Source organism: Streptomyces ureilyticus (genome assembly GCF_011045025.1).
Taxonomy (GTDB): domain Bacteria; phylum Actinomycetota; class Actinomycetes; order Streptomycetales; family Streptomycetaceae; genus Streptomyces; species Streptomyces ureilyticus.
Map to the genome: position 1 here is coordinate 67,382 of NZ_JAAKZX010000016.1, position 16,479 is coordinate 83,860.

Annotated in this window: 15 protein-coding genes and 1 pseudogene; 5 read left to right on the forward strand and 11 right to left on the reverse strand. The window is 69.4% G+C overall.

The annotated features are described in order from the left end of the window. Nucleotides 1-85 precede the first annotated feature (85 nt). Entirely contained in the window at nt 86-991 is a 906-nt protein-coding gene (locus tag G6048_RS08060) for a LysR family transcriptional regulator (RefSeq protein ID WP_165338750.1), read from the forward strand. Between the two features lie 42 nt (nt 992-1,033). After that, a complete protein-coding gene (locus G6048_RS08065) occupies nt 1,034-1,516 on the forward strand; it encodes an NUDIX domain-containing protein (protein ID WP_165338751.1) in 483 nt (160 codons plus the stop codon). Between the two features lie 27 nt (nt 1,517-1,543). Here G6048_RS08065 and G6048_RS08070 read toward each other — a convergent pair whose 3' ends face one another. Beyond that, a complete protein-coding gene (locus tag G6048_RS08070; protein ID WP_408056122.1) occupies nt 1,544-2,833 on the reverse strand; it encodes a globin domain-containing protein in 1,290 nt (429 codons plus the stop codon). Here G6048_RS08070 and G6048_RS08075 point away from each other — a divergent pair. Beyond that, complete coding sequence (locus G6048_RS08075; protein ID WP_408056123.1) at nt 2,719-3,720, forward strand: sigma-70 family RNA polymerase sigma factor; 1,002 nt, start codon at nt 2,719-2,721, stop codon at nt 3,718-3,720. The two genes, G6048_RS08070 and G6048_RS08075, sit on opposite strands and share 115 nt — an antisense overlap. Here G6048_RS08075 and G6048_RS08080 read toward each other — a convergent pair. The 9 genes from G6048_RS08080 to G6048_RS08120 form a co-directional block, all read right to left on the reverse strand. Further along, the gene (locus G6048_RS08080; protein WP_165338754.1) at nt 3,604-3,990 is read right to left on the reverse strand and encodes an STAS domain-containing protein; all 387 of its coding nucleotides are present in this window, start codon (nt 3,988-3,990) and stop codon (nt 3,604-3,606) included. The genes G6048_RS08075 and G6048_RS08080 overlap by 117 nt on opposite strands. A gap of 76 nt (nt 3,991-4,066) precedes the next feature. After that, nucleotides 4,067-5,350: a thymidine phosphorylase gene (locus G6048_RS08085; protein WP_165338755.1), complete on the reverse strand. Its 1,284-nt coding sequence runs from the start codon at nt 5,348-5,350 to the stop codon at nt 4,067-4,069. 51 nt (nt 5,351-5,401) lie between these two features. Continuing rightward, nucleotides 5,402-5,797, reverse strand: coding sequence for a cytidine deaminase (locus G6048_RS49295; RefSeq protein ID WP_165338756.1), 396 nt, complete (start codon nt 5,795-5,797; stop codon nt 5,402-5,404). After that, nucleotides 5,794-7,059 (reverse strand): ABC transporter permease, encoded by a 1,266-nt coding sequence (locus G6048_RS49300; protein ID WP_165338757.1) that lies wholly within the window; start codon nt 7,057-7,059, stop codon nt 5,794-5,796. The genes G6048_RS49295 and G6048_RS49300 overlap by 4 nt, the downstream gene beginning before the upstream one ends. Next, complete coding sequence (locus tag G6048_RS08100; protein ID WP_165338758.1) at nt 7,056-8,186, reverse strand: ABC transporter permease; 1,131 nt, start codon at nt 8,184-8,186, stop codon at nt 7,056-7,058. Before G6048_RS08100 ends, G6048_RS49300 begins: the two co-directional genes overlap by 4 nt. Then, on the reverse strand, nt 8,186-9,754 hold the full coding sequence (locus tag G6048_RS08105) for an ABC transporter ATP-binding protein (RefSeq protein WP_165338759.1): 1,569 nt from the start codon (nt 9,752-9,754) through the stop codon (nt 8,186-8,188). Before G6048_RS08105 ends, G6048_RS08100 begins: the two co-directional genes overlap by 1 nt. 225 nt (nt 9,755-9,979) lie before the next feature. Then, nucleotides 9,980-11,026 (reverse strand): BMP family lipoprotein, encoded by a 1,047-nt coding sequence (locus tag G6048_RS08110; RefSeq protein ID WP_165338760.1) that lies wholly within the window; start codon nt 11,024-11,026, stop codon nt 9,980-9,982. Between the two features lie 203 nt (nt 11,027-11,229). Next, nucleotides 11,230-12,273 carry a BMP family lipoprotein gene (locus G6048_RS08115; protein ID WP_165338761.1) on the reverse strand — a complete coding sequence of 348 codons (1,044 nt, stop codon included), beginning with the start codon at nt 12,271-12,273 and terminating at the stop codon, nt 11,230-11,232. A 305-nt stretch (nt 12,274-12,578) separates the two neighbouring features. Then, complete coding sequence (locus tag G6048_RS08120; RefSeq protein ID WP_165338762.1) at nt 12,579-13,808, reverse strand: M20 family metallopeptidase; 1,230 nt, start codon at nt 13,806-13,808, stop codon at nt 12,579-12,581. A 358-nt stretch (nt 13,809-14,166) separates the two neighbouring features. Here G6048_RS08120 and G6048_RS08125 point away from each other — a divergent pair, with 358 nt between their 5' ends. Next, the gene (locus tag G6048_RS08125; protein WP_165338763.1) at nt 14,167-14,814 is read left to right on the forward strand and encodes a class I SAM-dependent methyltransferase; all 648 of its coding nucleotides are present in this window, start codon (nt 14,167-14,169) and stop codon (nt 14,812-14,814) included. Between the two features lie 55 nt (nt 14,815-14,869). Here the strand turns inward: G6048_RS08125 and G6048_RS08130 are convergent, their stop codons facing one another. Then, nucleotides 14,870-16,054, reverse strand: coding sequence for a hypothetical protein (locus G6048_RS08130; RefSeq protein ID WP_408056124.1), 1,185 nt, complete (start codon nt 16,052-16,054; stop codon nt 14,870-14,872). 326 nt (nt 16,055-16,380) lie between these two features. Here G6048_RS08130 and G6048_RS08135 point away from each other — a divergent pair. After that, a pseudogene (locus G6048_RS08135) lies at nt 16,381-16,479 on the forward strand (hypothetical protein); the annotation flags it as partial.

The window sequence follows — 16,479 nt, forward strand, 5'->3', positions numbered from 1 at the left end:
GTGTCCAATCACAGTAGCGACAGCGACCTATCGACTTATTTATAGTTGAGCGCTGCCGTGGGGCTGGAGAGAGGGGCGACACACCATGGATCTGGCCTTGCTACGGACCTTCGTGACCGTGCACCGGGCCGGCTCCTTCACCCGCGCCGCCGCGCTGCTCGGCCTCTCGCAGCCGGCCGTCACCTCTCAGATCCGCACCCTCGAACGTCAGCTGGGACGGCCTCTCTTCCTGCGCCAGGCCCGCGGCGTGACCCCCACGACCATCGGCGACGAACTCGCCCACAAGGCCGCCCCGCATCTGGACGCTCTTGTGGAGATCGCCGAGACCGGCGTCGACGAAGCCTCGTCCGTACGCACCCTTCACCTGGCCGGACCGCCGGAGTTCACCGCCGAGCGCGCCCTGCCCGCGTTGACAGAGCTGACCGGGGAGGACGGCCAGGGCCTCGCTCTGCGGGCCTCCTTCGGCAATGCCGAGGAGACGTTGGAGGGGCTCGCCGCCGGACATCACGATCTCGCCATCAGTACGGCCCGTCCGCGCGGTGCCCTGCTCACGGCGACTCCGCTCTGCGACGAGGAGCACGTCCTGGTCGCCTCGCCGCGCTGGAAGGCCCGGATCGGCGCCGAAAAGTCGCTGTGTGAGGGCGCGCCCGCTCTGGAGAACTTCCCCGTCGTGGAGGTGCACGAGTCGCTGCCGTTCGTCGCCCGCTACTGGGCCGCCGTCTTCGACTCGCGCCCGGCAGCGTCGGGCACCGTCATCGTCCCCGACTTGCGCGCGGTCCTCGCCTGCGCGATCACCGGCGCGGGGCTCGCGGTGTTGCCCCGCTATCTGTGCGCATCGGCGCTGGAGTGCGGCGACGTGGTGGCACTCCTCGATCCCGCGGTGCCCCCGCTGCGTACGTACTTCCTGGTGGTACGCACTGGCACGCTCGCCATGCCGCATATCGCGCGGGCGCACGAATGGTTGCTTCGGGCCGCCACCGACTGGTCCTGAGGGCGATGTTTCACGTGGAACCAGCCGGGCCACATTTCTTCCATGACCGTCCGACCCGTGGTCAAGCGCACCGCCCGCGCCGTCCTTCTGGACGGCGATGACTTGATCTTGATCAAGCGAACCAAGCCCGGCGTGGATCCCTACTGGCTGACGCCCGGCGGCGGGGTCGAGCCGGATGACACGACCGTCGTTGACGCGCTCCATCGTGAAGTGCACGAGGAGCTCGGCGCCAAAATCACCGACGTGGTGCCCTGCTTCGTAGACACCGTCGAGCACATCGGTGAGGACGGTGGCGCGACCGGTGTAAAAGTGCAGCACTTCTTCGTATGCCGGCTGGAATCGATGGACCCCGCCCAGCGCCATGGCCCCGAGATCGACGAGCCGAGCGGCGAGTACGAGATCGTACGCATTCCCTTCACCCGGGTCGGGATCGCCTCCGTCCATCTCGTACCGCTGTCGCTGCGACACTATCTGGACGGCAACATCGAGGGCGTACGAGCACTGCAGGCGCCCGACCTGGGCTGACGCCCGCTCCTCAGGTGGGCGGCGGGATCAGTCCACGGCCGCGACGAGTTCCTCAACCGAGTCGTGGCGTATCCGCTCGGACGGGATTCCGATGTCTCTCAGCGTGTGCACACCGCTGCGGATCATGCCGGGCGGGCCCGAGAGATACGCGTCGAACTCGTTCCACGGCCCGTACTCCCGTATGGCGTCAGGAAGCTGGACGTGAGCCTGCTGGTCCACGATGGGGCGGACCGCGAGCCAGGGGTGGATCTGCTGGAGCCGCAGCATCGTGTCGATGTCGTACAGGTCGTGATCGGTGCGGGCACCGTAGAAAACCTCGACCGGGCGCCGCTCGCCGTGCTCGGCGACGTCCTCGACGAGTGCCTTGATCGGGGCGATCCCGGTGCCGCCGCCCAGGCAGAGCAGCCCGCTGTCCGTGGTGTGATCGACGGTCATCGAGCCGGCCGGCGGACCGAGCCGGATGATGTCGCCGGGCCGGGCATGGTGCACGAGCGCGTTGGAGACCCAGCCCGCCGGAACCGCCTTCACATGGAAGGACAGCAGGCCGTCGGAGCGGGGTGCCGAGGCGAAGGAGTAGTGCCGCCAGATCCGCGGCCACCAGGGAGTCTCCAGGGTGGTGTACTGCCCGGCGAGGAAGGAGTACGGCTGGTCTGGGCGGACCGTGAGGATGGCGACATCGGGGGTTCTGAGGTCGTGCGAGACGACCTCGGCGTGCCACCAGGCCGGGGCCAGCAGCTCGTCCGCGGCCGCCGCATCGATCATGATCTGCGAGATCGTCGTATACGTCCGGACCCAGGCCGCCTCGGTCTCCTCGTCCCAGACCGCTGAGGCGTACCGGCTCAGGGAGCCGATGAGGCACTCGCCGACAGCCGGGTAGTGCTCGGGGCGGGTGCCGTACTTGCGGTGCCCGCGGCCGAGGTTCTGCAGGTACGCGACCAGGACCTCGGTGTTGTCGATGTGTTCGGCCGCGGTCAACAGCGCCTTGAGCAGCCGGTCCCGCTGGGTGTCCATCGCGGCCGGGAACAGCGGGCGCAGGTCGGGGTAGCGCACGAAGAGCAGGGCGTAGAAGTACGAGGTGACCTTGTCGGCAATGGGTGCCACCTCGGCCATGGTGCGGCTGCGATAGCTTCCGAAGTGCGGCGCGCAAAGGTGCGTGCGAGGAATTGAGCCACAGGGGTGGGTTGGCCATGAGCGACGGTACGGTGACGACGGCGGATCTCGACGTCCGGCTGGAGAAGCACCGGGTCGAGCTGACGGGGTACTGCTACCGGATGCTCGGCTCGTCCTTCGAGGCGGAGGACGCGGTTCAGGACACACTGGTGCGCGCCTGGCGCAGCTACGACAAGTTCGAGGGCCGCTCCTCGATGCGCTCGTGGCTGTACCGAATCGCGACGAACGTATGCCTGGACATGCTGACGGCGGGCAACAAGCGGGCCCGCCCCATGGACCTGACGGACTCGACGCCACTGGCGCAGGCGGCGCTGACCCCGCGCCCGGACAACACCTGGCTGGAACCCATGCCGGACAACCGCGTACTGCCCACACCCAGCGACCCGGCCGAGGCGGCGGTGGCCAAGGAGTCGGTGCGCCTCGCCTTCATGGCCGCCCTCCAGCAACTGCCGCCCAAACAGCGGGCCGTACTGATCCTGCGCGAGGTTCTGCAGTGGAAGGCGAGCGAGGTCGCCGAACTGCTCGACAGCACGGTTCCCTCGGTCAACAGCGCCCTCCAGCGGGCCCGAGCGACCCTCGCGGAGCGCGACGGCGCGGCGGCGGAGGGCGCCGTCTCCGACCCGCTGGACGAGGAGCAGCAGAAGCTTCTGGAGCGCTATGTGGCGGCGTTCGAGGGGTACGACATGACGGCGCTGACGGCGCTGCTGCACGAGGACGCCGTGATGACGATGCCGCCGTTCGACCTGTGGCTGAGCGGACCCGAGGACATCACAGGCTTTATGACGACGCTCGGCGCCCCCTGTGCGAACTCGCACCTGGTGCCGGTAGAGGTCAACGGTCTGCCCGGCTTCGCCCAGTACAAGCCGGATCCGGAGAACGGCGGCTATACGCCATGGGCCGTGCAGGTACTGGAGATATCAGAGGGCCGGATCATGGGGTTCCACTGCTTCCTCGACACGAAGCGGTGGTTCCCGCTCTTCGGGCTGCCCCTCCACCTCGAGGCTGATCCCGACGAGGCCGAGCAGCGCGCTTAGCGCCGGGTCCGGATCGCGCAGGCGTATCCGGCCCCCGGCCCGGCGGGCGGCGAGCTGGAGTCTGGCCAGTACGTCGACGGTGGTCAGTCCGGGCGGACCGAGGCCCGCGACATCGCAGACCACGACACCGGCACCGGTCGCCTCCAGTCTCGCGCGCACGTCCTCACACAGCCGGGGCACGTCATCACGGGTGACGGAGCCGGGCAGCACGAGTACGGCGGGTGTCATGGAGTTCACGAACGGTAGACCGGGCGGCGGCACGGAACTCATCGCCGGGCCGGCGTGAGCTCGCGTCGTCCCTGGTCACATCGACCTTGGGAGGCGTATCGCGTATCCCCAGTGCGGGTCAGGCGATGCGTTCCAGCACCACCGGCGCCGCCGCGAACTCCGCTCCCGGCGCCCCGACTTCGTACGAGCCCTCCACCGCCTCCAGGGCGTACGCGAAGCGTTCCGGGGTGTCCGTGTGGAGGGTCAGCAGGGGCTGGCCCTCGGTCACCGTGTCGCCCGGCTTGGCGTGCATCTCCACGCCTGCGGCTGCCTGGACCGGGTCCTCCTTGCGGGCGCGGCCTGCGCCCAGGCGCCAGGCCGCGATGCCGATGTCGTAGGCGTCGAGGCGGGTGAGGACGCCCGAGGAAGGGGCCATCACGACGTGCTGTTCCCTCGACGTCGGCAGGGGCGCGTCCGGGTCGCCGCCCTGGGCCGTGATCATGCGGCGCCATGCGTCCATCGCCGAACCGTCCGCCAGGGCCTTCGCCGGGTCCGCGTCCTTCACGCCCGCCGCGTCGAGCATCTCGCGGGCCAGGGCGAGGGTCAGCTCGACGACATCGGAAGGGCCGCCGCCTGCCAGGACCTCCACGGATTCGCGGACCTCCAGGGCGTTGCCCGCCGTCAGGCCCAGCGGGGTCGACATGTCCGTCAGCAGGGCGACCGTCCGTACGCCGTGGTCCGTGCCCAAGCCGACCATGGTGGAGGCGAGTTCGCGCGCGTCGTCGAGCGTCTTCATGAAGGCGCCCGTGCCGACCTTGACGTCCAGGACCAGCGAACCCGTTCCCTCCGCGATCTTCTTCGACATGATCGACGAGGCGATCAGGGGGATCGCCTCGACCGTCCCCGTCACATCCCGCAGCGCGTACAGCTTCTTGTCGGCGGGGGCCAGGCCGTCGCCCGCCGCGCAGATCACCGCGCCGACGCCGTCCAGGACGTTCAGCATCTCCTCGTTGGAGAGCAGTGCCCGCCAGCCGGGGATCGACTCCAGCTTGTCGAGGGTGCCGCCGGTGTGGCCGAGGCCGCGGCCCGACAGCTGGGGTACGGCGGCCCCGCAGGCCGCCACCAGCGGTGCCAGCGGAAGCGTGATCTTGTCGCCGACGCCGCCCGTGGAGTGCTTGTCGGCCGTCGGGCGGGACAGCGAGGAGAAGTCCATGCGCTCGCCGGAGGCGATCATCGCCGCCGTCCAGCGGGCGATTTCGGCACGGTTCATGCCGTTGAGCAGGATGGCCATCGCCAGGGCGGACATCTGCTCGTCGGCGACCTCACCACGGGTGTACGCGTCGATGACCCAGTCGATCTGCTCGTCGCTGAGCTCACCACGGTCCCGCTTGGTGCGGATGACGGAGATGGCGTCCATGGCCATGGCTTTCCTTCCACGATGCACTTGAATGCACTTGTCGCTTGTCGTCGCTTGTCACTTGTTGAGATGGCCCGGCCCGAAAGCCTGCGGCAGCATCTCGGACAGCGGCACGATCCCCGCCGGGGTCTCCAGGAGCAGACCGGGGCCCCCGAACTCGTACAGCAGCTGGCGGCAGCGCCCGCACGGGACCAGGATCTCGCCCTGGCCGTCGACGCAGGTGAAGTGCGTCAGCCGTCCGCCGCCGGTGAGCTGGAGCTGCGAGACCAGCCCGCACTCGGCGCACAGCCCGAGCCCGTACGACGCGTTCTCGACATTGCAGCCCGACACCGTGCGGCCGTCCTCGACCAGGGCCGCCGCGCCGACCGGGAAGCCCGAATACGGGGCGTACGCACGGGACATGGCCGCACGTGCCGCTTCCCGGAGGGCCTCCCAGTCGACGGCGGGGGTCACTTGCCCTGGCCCTTGCGATACGGCATGCCGTTCGCCCTCGGCATCCGCAGACGCTGCGCGGACAGTGCGAGGACGAGCAGCGTGATGACGTACGGCGTGGCGGAGACGACCTGGTTCGGGACCTCGTCGGTGACGGCGTACCAGGTGAAGACCAGCGCGCCGACGACCAGGGTCAGCACGGCGGCCACGTACTTCTTCTTGACCGCCAGCCAGATCGCGCCGAGGACCAGCAGGATGGCGGCGAGCAGCAGCAGGGCGTGCACGTTCTCGGCGCCGCCGCGCAGGTTGAGGCTGTCGGTGTAGCCGAACAGGCCGGCGCCGATGGCGAGTCCGCCGGGCATCCAGTTGCCGAAGATCATCGCTGCGAGGCCGATGTAGCCGCGGCCGCTGACCTGGCCCTCCAGGTAGAAGGGGTTGGCCACGATGGAGAGGAAGACGCCGCCGAGGCCGGCCAGGCCGCCGGAGATGATCACGGCCAGGTACTTGTACTTGTAGACGTTCACGCCGAGCGACTCGGCGGCGACCGGGTTCTCGCCGCAGGAGCGCAGGCGCAGACCGAAGGGCGTACGCCACAGGATCCACCAGGTGGCGGGGACCAGCGCGACGGCGATCAGGGTCAGCCAGGAGACGTTGGTGACCAGTCCGCCGAGCAGGCCCGCGATGTCGGAGATCAGGAACCAGCCCTGGCGGTTGAGGTCGATGAGCCCGTCGGAGAGGCCTGGCACCGTGAAGTCGCCGAGGGACTCGACCGGCGGGGACTGCTTGGCCGAGCCGCCCTGGGTGCCCTCGAAGGCGAGCGGGGCGAGGTAGCGGGTGGCGCCGAGGGCCAGGATGTTGAGGGCCACACCGGAGACGATGTGGTTGACGTTGAAGGTGATCGTGACGATCGCGTGCAGCAGACCGCCGACGCAGCCGCCGATGATGCCGACGAGGATGCCGGTCCACGGACCCCACTGGTAGCCGGCCCAGGCGCCGAACCAGGTGCCGAGGATCATCATGCCCTCGAGGCCGATGTTGACGACGCCCGCGCGTTCCGCCCACAGACCGCCGAGGCCGGCGAGACCGATCGGGACGGCCAGTTCGAGCGCGGTGGACATCTGGCTGACGTTGGTGATGCCGTCGGCACCGGTGATGATGCGGACTATCGAGGTCAGCGCCAGGGCGCCCGCGATGACCAGCAGAAGGACGGGGAGCGTGAGCCGGCGGCCGCCGGGTGCCGCGGGCTGCAGCGTGGGCTGGTTGACGTCGGTTGCGGTGGTCATCGGCCAGCCACCTCCTTCTTGAGGTTGTTGCCGTCGGTGGCGCCGAGGACGTGGCCCGCGGCGATTTCCGCGCCGACGCGGCGCTGCTGGCGACGCAGACCCCATTCGCGTACGGCCTCGTACGAGACGACGACCGAGAGCACGATCAGGCCCTGCATGATGACCGCGATTTCCTTGTCGTAGTGGTGGAAGTCGAGCTCCGGCGAGGCCTTGTCGAGCCAGGCCCACAGCAGGGCCGCGAAGGCGATGCCGGTCGGGTTGTTGCGGCCGAGCAGGGCGATGCCGATGCCCAGGAAGCCGATGCCGGTGGGGAAGTTGAGGCTGTACGTGTGGGTGTCGCCGAGCAGGATCGGCAGGCCCGCCATGCCCGCGAGACCGCCGGAGAGCAGCATCGCGGTGACCACCATGCGCTTGGGGTCGACTCCGCTGGCCGCCGCGGCGGTCGTCGAGGCGCCGGAGGAGCGCAGGTCGAAGCCGAAGCGGGTGCGGTTGAGCATGACCCAGTAGCCGATGCCGAGCAGTACGGCGATGACCACGAAGCCGTAGATCTCGCCGGCCGCGCCCATGTCGATGCCGGGCATCCAGCCGGACTCGTGCATCTCGCCGGTGGTGTTGTTGTTGCCGACCTTGACGCCGAAGACGTTGGGCAGCCACAGGTAGCCGATGACGGAGGTGGCGATCGCGTTGAGCATGATCGTCGCGACGACCTCGCTGACGCCACGGGTGACCTTGAGGACACCGGCGATGCCCGACCAGAACATGCCGGTGAAGACCGCGGTGAGGATCAGCAGCGGGATCTGCAGGGCCGCCGGCAGCGCGACATGGGCGCCGACGATCGCGGCCATCATGGCGGCGAGCTGGTACTGCCCGTCCACACCGATGTTGAACAGGTTCATCCGGAAGCCGATGGCCACCGCGAGAGCCGCGATGTAGTACATCGAGGCCTGGTTGATGATCAGCACCTGGATGTCGGAGAACGTGGCCTGCTCGAACATCAGCGAGTACGGCTCGACCGGGTTCTTGCCGGAGGCGACCAGCACGATCGAGGTCAGGGCCACGGCCACGACCAGCGCGATGACCGGACCGGCCACCGCGAGGAGCAGCCGCTCCTTGTCGAACTTCTTCATCAGCGGGCCTCGTCTTCCGGGGCTTCTGCCTGCTCTTCGAGCTGCTCTGCGAGCTCTTCGTTCTCGAGGTGTCCGGAGGCGGCGCCGGTCATGGCCGAGCCGAGTTCCTCCGGGGTGATGGTGGCCGGGTCGGCGTCCGCGACCAGCCTGCCGTTGTAGATCACCCGGAGGGTGTCGGAGAGGCCGATCAGCTCGTCCAGGTCGGCGGAGATCAGCAGGACGGCGAGGCCCTCGCGGCGTGCCTCGCGTATCTGGTCCCAGATCGCGGCCTGCGCGCCGACGTCCACCCCGCGGGTGGGGTGGGCGGCGAGCAGGAAGCGCGGCTTGTGGCTCATCTCGCGGCCGACGATCAGCTTCTGCTGGTTGCCGCCGGACAAGGAGGCCGCCGTGACGTCGATGCCGGGAGTGCGGACGTCGTACGCCTCGACGATGCGCCGGGTGTCCTCCTGCGCCGCCTTCGGATCGAGCCAGATGCCCTTGGCGTTGGGCCGCTCGGTGACATGGCCGAGGATGCGGTTCTCCCAGAGCGGGGCTTCCAGGAGCAGCCCGTGGCGGTGGCGGTCCTCGGGGATGTAGCCGACGCCCTGCTCACGGCGCTTGCGGGTGGGCCAGGCGGTGACCTCTTCCTCCCCCAGCTCGATGGTGCCGGAGTCGGCGTGCTTGAGGCCGATGAGCGCGTCGACCAGCTCGGTCTGGCCGTTGCCCTCGACTCCGGCCAGGCCCAGGACCTCGCCCGCGTGGATGGTGAAGCTGATGTCGTCGAGCAGGGCCTTGCCGCCGGCCATCTCCAGGCGCAGGTCCTTGACGGTCAGTACGGGGCGGTCGGTGACCGTGGACTCCGCTGTCTCCGGTGTCGGCAGCTCGCTGCCCACCATCATCTCGGCGAGTTGACGCGAGCTCGTCTCCGCGGGCACGGCCGTACCGACCGTCGTACCGCGCCGGATGACGGTGATCTCGTCGGCGACCGAGAGGACCTCGCCCAGCTTGTGGGAGATGAAGATGACCGACAGGCCTTCCGCCCGCAGCTCGCGCAGGTTGGCGAAGAGGGCGTCCACCTCCTGCGGCACGAGGACGGCGGTGGGCTCGTCCAGGATCAGCGTGCGGGCGCCGCGGTAGAGGACCTTGAGGATCTCCACGCGCTGGCGGGCGGCCACACCGAGTTCCTCGACGAGGAGGTCGGGGCGCACCCCGAGGCCGTACCGCTCGGAGATCTCCTTGATCTTGCGGCGGGCCTTGCCGCCGATGCCGTACAGCTTCTCGCTGCCGAGCACGACGTTCTCGAGGACGGTCAGGTTGTCGGCGAGCATGAAGTGCTGGTGCACCATGCCGATGCCGCGGGCGATGGCGTCGGCGGGGCTGTGCAGGGTGACCTGTTCGCCTTCGATCCTGATGGTGCCCTCGTCCGGCTTCTGCATGCCGTAGAGGATCTTCATCAGGGTCGACTTGCCGGCGCCGTTCTCACCGACGAGGGCGTGGACGGTGCCCTTGTGGACGCTGAGGTGGATGTCGTGGTTGGCCACGACCCCGGGGAATCGCTTGGTGATCCCGGCGAGTTCGACTGCGGTCACCTGACCGCCCGCCGCTTCGGCCGGAGGGCTGCTGGACGCGTTGATGGCGCACTCTCCTGGGGAAGGGGGTCGTCTACGCGCGCCCCTACGGCATCGGATGAGGGGCGATTCTCCGCCGACAACGGGGTACGGGGAGCCAGACTCCCGGTACCCCGTTCAGCGGAGGTAACCCCGGCGTTACCAGCGGCCACTCGGGGCCGCCGCACTGCTCGTGGTCCTGCCGGATCAGCTGGTCTTGACCTTGATCTCGCCGCTGATGATCTTCTCCTTGGCCGTCGTGATGGCTGTCTGGAGCTCGGTGTTGTCCTTGAACTTCGGGTTCGAGTCCGCGAGGCCGACCTGACCTGCCTTGAGATCGCCCCTGACGATACCGGTCGCGGGTTTGCCGTCCTCGACCGACTTGGCGAGGTTGTACACCGCCTTGGCGACGTCCTTCGTCGCCGAGGTGAGGATGTGGTTCTTGTACTTGGCGAGGGCTTCCTGCTGGTACTGGTCGGAGTCGACGCCGATCGCCCACACCTTGTTGGCGGCGGCGGCCTCGATCACACCCTGGCCCGAGAGACCGGCCGCCTGGTAGACGACGTCGGCCTTCTTCTCGATCTGGGACTCGGCGGCCGTCTTGCCCTTGTCGGGGCTGGAGAAGCCGCCCTCCTCCGCGGTCTGCGTCAGGTACTGCGAGAGGACCTTGACCTTGGGGTTCGTGTCCGCGACGCCCTGCTTGAAGCCCGCCTCGAACTTGTGGATCAGCGGGATGTCCACACCGCCCACGAAGCCGACCGTGTTCGTCTTCGTGGACTTGGCGGCGGCGACACCGGCGAGGTACGAGGCCTGCTCCTCGGAGAAGACCAGGTCCGCGACGTTCTTCGCCTCGATGGTGGCGTCGTCGACGATGCCGAAGGTGGTGTCCGGGTACTTCTCCGCCGCCGCCTTCACAGCCGTCGCATACGCGTAGCCGACGCCGACCACCGGGTTGTAGCCCTGCTTGGCCAGCGAGATCAGACGCTGGGTCTTGTCGGCGTCCGTCTCGCCCTCGGTGGGCTCGACGTCGGTGGTCTCGTAGCCGAACTCCTTCTTCGCCTGCTCCAGGCCCGCGTACGCCGCGTCGTTGAAGGACTGGTCGCCCTTGCCGCCGACGTCGTACGCGATGGCGAGGCCCTGGTTGCCGTCCGCCTCCGAGGAGGCGGAGGTCGAGGTGCCGCCACAGGCGGTCAGGGCGAGGGCGAGAGAGGTGGTCGCGGCGCCTGCGATGGCGAGGCGGGAAACCCGGCGCATGAGTTGGTGCTCCTGTCGTACAAGCGCCTGACGGGGGACTCGGGCGCTGGCTTCGCCGCAGAGTAACGCGCGTAGACCCACGAGAAAACCCCTGCCGTTCACCTTGTTATCCGGCCGTGAACAACATCGCGGGCCCCGGCGAAAGACGAGCAGGCGGGCGCCATGGGCGCCCGCCTGCCTCCCCCAGCTCTGCCGAGCAATCGTTACGCGGTCTTGACCTTGATGGTGCCGTCGATGATGGCGGCCTTGGCCTTGTCCACCGCGTCCTTGAGGCCCGCGACCTTGGCGTACTCCGGGTTGGCCTCGGAGAGGCCGACGCCGTCCACCTTCAGGTCGAAGGTCTGCACGCCGGTCAGCGGCTTCTTGTCCTCGACGGACTTGGCGAGCGCGTACACGGCGCCGCCGACGTCCTTGAGCGCCGAGGTCAGGATGTAGTTCTTGTACTTGGCGAGAGCCTGCTGCTCGTACTGGTCGGAGTCGACGCCGATCGCCCACTTCTTCTGCGTGGCGGCGGCCTCGATCACACCCTGGCCGGAGAGACCGGCGGCCTGGTAGACGACGTCCGCGTTCCTCTCCAGCTGGGACTCGGCGGCGGCCTTGCCCTTGTCGGGGCTGGAGAAGCCGCCCTCCTCGGCGGTCTGCGTCAGGTACTGCGAGAGGACCTTGACCTTGGGGTTCGTGTCGGCGACGCCCTGCTTGAAGCCCGCCTCGAACTTGTGGATCAGCGGGATGTCCACACCGCCCACGAAGCCGACCGTGTTCGTCTTGGTCGCCTTGGCGGCGGCGACACCGGCGAGGTACGAGGCCTCGTTCTCGGCGAAGACCAGGGAGGCCACGTTCTTGCCCTCGACGACCGAGTCGACGATGCCGAAGCTGACGTCCGGGTACTTCGCGGAGACCTCCTTCATCGCGGGGCCGTACGCGAAGCCGACACCGACGATGGGGTTGTAGCCCTGCTTGGCCAGCGAGGTCAGGCGCTGCACCTTGTCGGCGTCCGTCTCGCCCTCGGTGGGCTCGATGTCGGCCGTCTCGTACTTGAACTCCTTCTTGGCCTTGTCCAGGCCCGAGAAGGCGGCGTCGTTGAAGGACTGGTCGCCCTTGCCGCCGATGTCGTAGGCGATGGCGAGACCCTTCTCGCTGTCGCCCTCGCTTCCGGCTTCACTACTGGTGCCACCACAGGCCGTGGCAGCGAGCGCGAGCGACGCGACCCCCACCGCGACCCGGGTCAGTTTGGATATCCGACGCATCTCGAGGTTCCCCATTCTCCACAGCCCCGCAGTGGGTGCTCAGTTCGGCGCACAGTAACGCGCGTAGACACTCCGGGGAATGGGGTGCCGCCGGGCTGTTATCCATTCGTGCCAATGGCCGGTTAAGTCCTTGTGAACCACGGCCCCGAAAGGTGCGGTTGGCGCATAACACCCCTCGCGGATCTCGCACTCCGTATGCCTGGGCGGCCTCTACGTGATGGCGCGCGCGCCGCAGAGGCACGCGCACCGGCTGCTACGGGGCTGGGCGGGGCGCAACAGGAGTGACGCCGTGGGATCACCCTGGCTTACAGAGTCCCGTCGGTCGCATCCAGGAGAGCGGTCGCCGTGAAGAGCTCGACGCCGACCGTGATGGCGTGCTCGTCCGCGTCGAAGTCGCCCTGGTGCAGATCTCGTACGCCGCGCTCGCCGGGCGTCCGCACTCCGAGGCGGGCCATCGCGCCGGGCACGCGCTCCAGGTACCAGGAGAAGTCCTCGCCGCCCAGGCTCTGCTCGGTGTCCTCGACGGACTGGGCGCCGAAGCGGGCGGCCATCGCCTCGCGGAGCAGTTCGGTCGTCATCGGGTCGTTGACCACGGGCGGGACTCCGCGGATGTAGTTGATCTCCGACTTGGCCTTGTAGAGGTTGGCGATCTCGTCGATCGCGGCGTGTACGAGGTCGGGGGCGGCCCGCCAGGAGTCGAGGTCCAGGCAGCGCACGGTGCCGGACAGCTCGGCGTGCTGCGGGATGACGTTGCAGGCGTGACCGGACTCGATACGGCCCCAGGTGACGGCGAGCCCGCTGCGGGCGTCGACACGGCGGGCGACCAGGGCGGGCACGTCGGTGACGACGCGGGCGGCGGCGGTCACGAGGTCGGTGGTGAGGTGCGGGCGCGCGGTGTGTCCGCCGGCGCCGTCCAGCGCGACCTCGAGCCGGTCGCACGCCGAGGTGATGGGTCCGTGCCGCAGCCCGATGCGCCCCGCGTCGACCCGCGGGTCGCAGTGCACGGCGACGATGCGTCCGACTCCGTCCAGGGCTCCGGACTCGATGGCGTCGGGCGCCCCGCCGGGCAGGACTTCCTCGGCGGGCTGGAAGATCAGCCGTACGGCACGCCTCAGCAGCCCCTTCTTGTGCAGCTCGGCGAGAACGAGTCCCGCGCCCAGCACCACCGTCGTATGGACGTCGTGTCCGCAGGCGTGCGCACGGTCGGGGACGGTCGAGCGATACGCGCAGTCGACCTTCATGTCCGGGATCGGCAGCGCGTCGATGTCCGCGCGCAGGGCCAGCATGGGGTGGGCGGGGTCCGGTTCGCCGATGTCACAGATGAGCCCGGTTCCGATGGCGAGCACGCGGGGCCGGAGCCCGGCGCGCTCCAGCCGTGCCTTGATGGCGGCGGTGGTACGGAACTCCTGGTTGCCGAGCTCCGGGTGCATGTGGAGGTCGCGGCGGAACGCTACGAGTTCCGCGCGCAGGCCCTCCGGGAGCGTGCCGGGGAGCACGGCTCCGCCGGTCGTTTCGGCCTCGGACTCTAGGGACATCACTTGGTTCACCCTTTGAAGGGTAGGGCGACTAGGGGGCCTACTGCCCCACGATCAACAAAAATTCAGCCAGTCAGGCAAGAAAACCCGGCCACGCGCCGCATACATATCGGCAGCGATGGGTAAACTCGCCCGCCTTTCGGCCCGGCCCAGGACCTCCGATGCCGCCGACGGAGGCCGGACCTCGATGCCTGGTCTTCTACGCATACCACGCATCCGCATCGCGGGCAGTTCTGCTCACTTTCCGGGACGCCCGCCCGTGGGCGCGCCGCCCCGCCCGCCCGCGAAGCCGACGTTCGGCCGAAGAACGAGTGAACCGCGGCCACCGACCCCATGCCGCGCAGTATCGTGCCCGAGCGTGAGCGAACCGGACTTCATACGCAGCACCCGTGCGTCCTACGACTCGATAGCCGCCGAGTACGCGGACCGCTTTCCCGACGACCTGGCACATAAGCCGCTGGACAAGGCGCTGATCAACGGGTTCGCCGAGCTCGTGCGGAGCGCCGGGGTCGGCCCCGTGGCCGATGTCGGCTGCGGTACGGGGCATGTGACGGCGTACCTCAGCAGCCTGGACACGCCCGTGTTCGGGATCGACCTGTCGCCGAAGATGGTCGCGATGGCCCGGCAGGCGTATCCCGAACTCCGTTTCCACGTCGGCTCGATGACGGCCATCGACCTCCCGGACGACGTGCTCGGCGGAATCGCGGCCCTGTACTCCACCATCCATGTGCCGGACGACCAACTCCCCGACGTCTTCACGGAGTTCCATCGCGTACTCGCTCCTGGCGGCCATCTCCTGCTCGCCTTCCAGGCCGGCGACGAGCACTTCGAACTGACGGAACGCTTCGGTCGCACCATCTCGCTGGGCTATCACTGGCGGCGCCCCGAGAACGTGACCGAGCTCATCGACAAGGCCGGACTCGTCATGCACGCCCAGGTCATCCGCGAGCCCCACGAGAACGAGAAGCTCCCGCGCGCCTTCTTGCTGGCGCGCAAGCCCCACTGAGAACTCTCACGGAGCAGCCCGCGTTGGGCCCCATTGAGCCCTCACTGAGCCCGCCTCAGATCGCCGTCGTCACCGCCGACAACCGGTGTACGTCCCGGGCCGTTCCCGTGACCCCCGACAGGAAGCCCTGGGCGCGCGGGGAGGCGGTGGCCGTGAGCCATGCCGGGTCGATGTCGAAGACGGCGACGCGGACTTCGGTGCCGGCGAGTGCCAGCGGGAGGGTGTGGACGACCGTCGACGGGAAGCTGAGGATCGTACGGCCGATGGGTCCGCGGCGGGCGATCAGTTCGAGGGGGAGGTCCGGGCGGACGATCTCCAGGCCGGTTTCGACGGCCAGCCGGTGGAGTTTGTCGGTGCTTTCGCGGCGGTGCGCGAAGTAGCGGGTCGCGCCGTAGGTCTTGGTGAGGCCCTTCACCGCGTCGAGGTAGCGGTCGGGGTCCACGACGCCCGTCTCCACCAGGGAGGTGCCCACGAGGTCGGCACCCTTGGTGAGGCGCGGCGGCCCGAAGCGGGCGCGGGTCCAGGAGAAGTCGTTGGCCGTGACGTGGACGCCGTCGGGCGTCTCGTTGATCGGCATGGAGGAGAACACCTCCACGCGGCGCCCCGAACCAGGCGTGAGGCGGCGCCGGGCCGAGGCCGAGACCGGCCCGAACACCAGGTCGCGCGGCCCGCGCCGGCCCCCACGCCGGTGCCAGCGCACCAGGCGTTCACCGCGGGCGAGTTGGGCGACGAACTCCATCGTCGCGGTCCCGTCGTCCACGACGACGAGGTCACGGGCGCGGGTGATGGTGAGTAGGAGCTGCACGTAGCGGGAGAACGGGTCGCCCATGACGATCCGCTTCGCCCGGCGCAACAAGGGCGCCAGCCCGCCAACAGTGTGAAATGGCGCGGTCGCCCCACCCCGAGCCTCCTCCCACCGCACCTCGTGCCCCTCGCCGCGGGCCAGTTCCGCCATACGGCGCAACTGCCCTCGGGTCATGGGGTCGTTGGGCGAGAGCACAACAAGGGTGAGCCCGGTGTGGACCACGGCGGCGGCAGTGCCGGGCGCGGGTCCGTCGGCCGGGCGGGTGGCCTCCGGCGCAGGGCCGGGGACCGGGCCGTCGGCCGGACCGGTGGCCTCCGGCGCAGAGCCAGGGACCGGGTCGCCACCCGAGCCGGTAGCCCCTGGCCGCTCGCCGGACGCCGCCCCCGGCACGGGCGCCGAGCCCGCCGCAGGCGTCCGCCCCGCAACCCCGGGGATCGGACCGGACTCCACCGAGGCGGCATCCGACACCGCGCCGTCCGCCGACCCGTCGCTACCCAAATCCGCAGCGGACGTCAGCCCCGCCGCAGGTGCGGGCGCCGGACTCCCAAGTCCGGGACCGGACCCCGTCGAGGAGGCACCCGATGCGGCGCCGCCCGCAGGCCCGCCGGTCCCCGGACCGGCCGCAGACGCCGCACCGCCCGGCACGGAACCAGTCGCCGTCGCGCCAGTACCCGGCGTAGAGCCGGGCACTGGTCCGCCGGCCGGGCCGGTGTCCCCCGGCCGGGCCGTCGACGCCGACTCCGCTGCGGGCGTCAGCCCCGCACGGACCCGGCTGCCCCGTGTGCGTCACACCGCTGGAGGTCATCGACAAGGCGCTGGAGATCGCAGCCGGAACCCGAACCCGCGCGCCACCGCCTGTC

Excerpts from the sequence above, each read along its gene's own strand:
- G6048_RS08060 (WP_165338750.1), top strand. The coding sequence starts at position 86 with ATGGATCTGGCCTTGCTACGGACCTTCGTGACCGTGCACCGGGCCGGC.
- G6048_RS08065 (WP_165338751.1), top strand. The coding sequence starts at position 1,034 with ATGACCGTCCGACCCGTGGTCAAGCGCACCGCCCGCGCCGTCCTTCTG.
- G6048_RS08080 (WP_165338754.1), bottom strand. The coding sequence starts at position 3,990 with ATGAGTTCCGTGCCGCCGCCCGGTCTACCGTTCGTGAACTCCATGACA.
- G6048_RS08085 (WP_165338755.1), bottom strand. The coding sequence starts at position 5,350 with ATGGCCATGGACGCCATCTCCGTCATCCGCACCAAGCGGGACCGTGGT.
- G6048_RS49300 (WP_165338757.1), bottom strand. The coding sequence starts at position 7,059 with ATGACCACCGCAACCGACGTCAACCAGCCCACGCTGCAGCCCGCGGCA.
- G6048_RS08100 (WP_165338758.1), bottom strand. The coding sequence starts at position 8,186 with ATGAAGAAGTTCGACAAGGAGCGGCTGCTCCTCGCGGTGGCCGGTCCG.
- G6048_RS08110 (WP_165338760.1), bottom strand. The coding sequence starts at position 11,026 with ATGCGCCGGGTTTCCCGCCTCGCCATCGCAGGCGCCGCGACCACCTCT.
- G6048_RS08115 (WP_165338761.1), bottom strand. The coding sequence starts at position 12,273 with ATGCGTCGGATATCCAAACTGACCCGGGTCGCGGTGGGGGTCGCGTCG.
- G6048_RS08120 (WP_165338762.1), bottom strand. The coding sequence starts at position 13,808 with ATGTCCCTAGAGTCCGAGGCCGAAACGACCGGCGGAGCCGTGCTCCCC.